Raw genomic sequence first — 4,797 nt, forward strand, 5'->3', positions numbered from 1 at the left:
AAGACCTCGCGCTCAAGGGGCGGCCGATGGCGGATTAGCTAGTTGGTGGGGTAAAGGCCTACCAAGGCGACGATCCGTAGCTGGTCTGAGAGGACGACCAGCCACACTGGGACTGAGACACGGCCCAGACTCCTACGGGAGGCAGCAGTGGGGAATTTTGGACAATGGGGGCAACCCTGATCCAGCAATGCCGCGTGTGTGAAGAAGGCCTTCGGGTTGTAAAGCACTTTTGTCCGGAAAGAAATCCTCGGGGCTAATATCCCTGGGGGATGACGGTACCGGAAGAATAAGCACCGGCTAACTACGTGCCAGCAGCCGCGGTAATACGTAGGGTGCGAGCGTTAATCGGAATTACTGGGCGTAAAGCGTGCGCAGGCGGTGCGTTAAGAGCGATGTGAAATCCCCGGGCTTAACCTGGGAACTGCATTGTTGACTGGCGCGCTAGAGTATGGCAGAGGGGGGTAGAATTCCACGTGTAGCAGTGAAATGCGTAGAGATGTGGAGGAATACCGATGGCGAAGGCAGCCCCCTGGGCCAATACTGACGCTCATGCACGAAAGCGTGGGGAGCAAACAGGATTAGATACCCTGGTAGTCCACGCCCTAAACGATGTCAACTAGTTGTTGGGGATTCATTTCCTTAGTAACGAAGCTAACGCGTGAAGTTGACCGCCTGGGGAGTACGGTCGCAAGATTAAAACTCAAAGGAATTGACGGGGACCCGCACAAGCGGTGGATGATGTGGATTAATTCGATGCAACGCGAAAAACCTTACCTACCCTTGACATGGACGGAACCCTGGTGAGAGCTGGGGGTGCCCGAAAGGGAGCCGTCACACAGGTGCTGCATGGCTGTCGTCAGCTCGTGTCGTGAGATGTTGGGTTAAGTCCCGCAACGAGCGCAACCCTTGTCCTTAGTTGCTACGCAAGAGCACTCTAAGGAGACTGCCGGTGACAAACCGGAGGAAGGTGGGGATGACGTCAAGTCCTCATGGCCCTTATGGGTAGGGCTTCACACGTCATACAATGGTCGGAACAGAGGGTTGCCAACCCGCGAGGGGGAGCCAATCCCAGAAAACCGATCGTAGTCCGGATTGCACTCTGCAACTCGAGTGCATGAAGCTGGAATCGCTAGTAATCGCGGATCAGCATGCCGCGGTGAATACGTTCCCGGGTCTTGTACACACCGCCCGTCACACCATGGGAGTGGGTTTTACCAGAAGTGGCTAGTCTAACCGCAAGGAGGACGGTCACCACGGTAGGATTCATGACTGGGGTGAAGTCGTAACAAGGTAGCCGTATCGGAAGGTGCGGCTGGATCACCTCCTTTCCAGAGCTTCGTGTTCAACACCAAGTGCTCACGCTTATCGGCTGTGAAGATCGTAAAGACAGGCGAAGGGGTCTGTAGCTCAGTCGGTTAGAGCACCGTCTTGATAAGGCGGGGGTCGTTGGTTCGAATCCAACCAGACCCACCATCAGTCTACGGTGAGCGGACCTCACGCGAGTGGATCCCCTAAGCGAGTCGGCATCAGGGGGCATAGCTCAGCTGGGAGAGCACCTGCTTTGCAAGCAGGGGGTCGTCGGTTCGATCCCGTCTGCCTCCACCAATCTCCAATGAGAAGGGTTCTGTCAATTCTGCGTTAGCGTGCGGAAAGAATCTTTGTCATTGGCGAGTGCGCCAGTCAGTGTGACCGCAAAGTCGGCTGTCGATCTTTAACAATCTGGAAGAAGTAGTAAGGGATATCGGAAGCGTCTCATGAGATGGGCGCGGAAGATATCAAATGGGTAGTGATTGTATCCAAGTATGAGAAGGGTATCGAAAGATGCTCTTGGAATACGGCACAAACGCGAGAACTCAAACCTGTAGCGAGCGAGTCTAGTGAGACGCTCTCGTTATAGGGTCAAGCGAACAAGTGCATGTGGTGGATGCCTTGGCGATCACAGGCGATGAAGGACGCGGTAGCCTGCGAAAAGCTGCGGGGAGCTGGCAAACGAGCTTTGATCCGCAGATCTCCGAATGGGGAAACCCGGCCCGTATGGGTCATCCTAGGCTGAATACATAGGTCTAGTGAAGCGAACGCGGCGAACTGAAACATCTAAGTAGCCGCAGGAAGAGAAATCAACCGAGATTCCCAAAGTAGTGGCGAGCGAAATGGGAAGAGCCTGTACGTGTTATTTGTGTGGTTAGCTGAATGCTCTGGAAAGGGCGGCCATAGCGGGTGATAGCCCCGTAAGCGAAAACCGCATGAAAGGACTAGGCGTACGACAAGTAGGGCGGGACACGTGAAATCCTGTCTGAAGATGGGGGGACCATCCTCCAAGGCTAAATACTCGTGATCGACCGATAGTGAACCAGTACCGTGAGGGAAAGGCGAAAAGAACCCCGGGAGGGGAGTGAAATAGATCCTGAAACCGCATGCATACAAACAGTCGGAGCTTTCGCAAGAGAGTGACGGCGTACCTTTTGTATAATGGGTCAGCGACTTACGTTCAGTAGCAAGCTTAACCGAATAGGGCAGGCGTAGCGAAAGCGAGTCCGAATAGGGCGTTCAGTTGCTGGGCGTAGACCCGAAACCAGATGATCTATCCATGGCCAGGTTGAAGGTGCGGTAACACGTACTGGAGGACCGAACCCACTAGTGTTGAAAAACTAGGGGATGAGCTGTGGATAGGGGTGAAAGGCTAAACAAATCTGGAAATAGCTGGTTCTCTCCGAAAACTATTTAGGTAGTGCCTCGTGTCTCACCTTCGGGGGTAGAGCACTGTCATGGTTGAGGGGTCCATTGCGGATTACCTCGCCATAGCAAACTCCGAATACCGAAGAGTGTAATCACGGGAGACAGACATCGGGTGCTAACGTCCGGTGTCAAGAGGGAAACAACCCAGACCGCCAGCTAAGGTCCCCAAATATGGCTAAGTGGGAAACGAAGTGGGAAGGCTAAAACAGTCAGGAGGTTGGCTTAGAAGCAGCCATCCTTTAAAGAAAGCGTAATAGCTCACTGATCGAGTCGTCCTGCGCGGAAGATGTAACGGGGCTAAGCCATATACCGAAGCTGCGGGTGCACGAGCAATCGTGCGCGGTAGGAGAGCGTTCCGTAAGCCTGTGAAGGTGTCTTGTAAAGGATGCTGGAGGTATCGGAAGTGCGAATGCTGACATGAGTAGCGATAAAGGGGGTGAAAGGCCCCCTCGCCGTAAGCCCAAGGTTTCCTACGCAACGTTCATCGGCGTAGGGTGAGTCGGCCCCTAAGGCGAGGCAGAAATGCGTAGCTGATGGGAAGCAGGTCAATATTCCTGCACCGTCGTGAGATGCGATGGGGGGACGGATCGCGGAAGGTTGTCCGGGTGTTGGACGTCCCGGTCGCTGCATTGGAGAAGGCGCTTAGGCAAATCCGGGCGCGGAATTCAAGGGTGTGGCGCGAGCGGCTTAGGCCGCGAAGCAATCGGAAGGGGTCCCAAGAAAAGCCTCTAAGCTTCAGTCTCACGATGACCGTACCGCAAACCGACACAGGTGGGCGAGATGAGTATTCTAAGGCGCTTGAGAGAACTCGGGAGAAGGAACTCGGCAAATTGGTACCGTAACTTCGGGATAAGGTACGCCCTGGTAGCTTGACCCCCCTGCGGGGGAAGGGTGAAGGGGTTGCAATAAACTGGTGGCTGCGACTGTTTAATAAAAACACAGCACTCTGCAAACACGAAAGTGGACGTATAGGGTGTGACGCCTGCCCGGTGCCGGAAGATTAAATGATGGGGTGCAAGCTCTTGATTGAAGTCCCGGTAAACGGCGGCCGTAACTATAACGGTCCTAAGGTAGCGAAATTCCTTGTCGGGTAAGTTCCGACCTGCACGAATGGCGTAACGATGGCCACACTGTCTCCTCCCGAGACTCAGCGAAGTTGAAGTGTTTGTGATGATGCAATCTCCCCGCGGCTAGACGGAAAGACCCCATGAACCTTTACTGTAGCTTTGCATTGGACTTTGAACCGATCTGTGTAGGATAGGTGGGAGGCTATGAAACCGGAACGCTAGTTTCGGTGGAGCCGACCTTGAAATACCACCCTGGTTTGTTTGAGGTTCTAACCTTGGCCCGTGATCCGGGTCGGGGACAGTGCATGGTAGGCAGTTTGACTGGGGCGGTCTCCTCCCAAAGGGTAACGGAGGAGTACGAAGGTACGCTAGGTACGGTCGGAAATCGTGCTGATAGTGCAATGGCATAAGCGTGCTTAACTGCGAGACCGACAAGTCGAGCAGGTGCGAAAGCAGGTCATAGTGATCCGGTGGTTCTGTATGGAAGGGCCATCGCTCAACGGATAAAAGGTACTCTGGGGATAACAGGCTGATACCGCCCAAGAGTTCATATCGACGGCGGTGTTTGGCACCTCGATGTCGGCTCATCTCATCCTGGGGCTGTAGCCGGTCCCAAGGGTATGGCTGTTCGCCATTTAAAGAGGTACGTGAGCTGGGTTTAAAACGTCGTGAGACAGTTTGGTCCCTATCTGCCGTGGGCGTTGGAAGTTTGAGGGGGGCTGCTCCTAGTACGAGAGGACCGGAGTGGACGAACCTCTGGTGTACCGGTTGTCACGCCAGTGGCATCGCCGGGTAGCTATGTTCGGAAGAGATAACCGCTGAAAGCATCTAAGCGGGAAACTCGCCTCAAGATGAGACTTCCCCGGGGCTTCGAGCCCCTTGAAGGGTCGTTCAAGACCAGGACGTTGATAGGTCGGGTGTGTACACGCAGTAATGCGCTGAGCTAACCGATACTAATTGCCCGTAAGGCTTGATCCTATAACCGGAGCGTTTT

The 4,797-nt window shown here is 54.4% G+C and carries 2 tRNA genes and 2 rRNA genes; all 4 read left to right on the plus strand.

Annotated elements, in window-relative coordinates:
- Nucleotides 1–1,328 (plus strand): 16S ribosomal RNA (locus AB4Y31_RS31685); the annotation flags it as partial.
- A 68-nt stretch (nucleotides 1,329–1,396) separates the two neighbouring features.
- Nucleotides 1,397–1,473 (plus strand) — tRNA-Ile (locus tag AB4Y31_RS31690).
- Nucleotides 1,474–1,529: 56 nt separating this feature from the next.
- A tRNA-Ala gene (locus tag AB4Y31_RS31695) sits at nucleotides 1,530–1,605 on the plus strand.
- Nucleotides 1,606–1,897: 292 nt separating this feature from the next.
- A 23S ribosomal RNA gene (locus tag AB4Y31_RS31700) occupies nucleotides 1,898–4,781 on the plus strand.
- Nucleotides 4,782–4,797: the final 16 nt, after the last annotated feature.

Origin of the sequence: Trinickia sp. EG282A (genome assembly GCF_040965455.1) — a bacterium.
Lineage (GTDB): Bacteria > Pseudomonadota > Gammaproteobacteria > Burkholderiales > Burkholderiaceae > Trinickia > Trinickia symbiotica.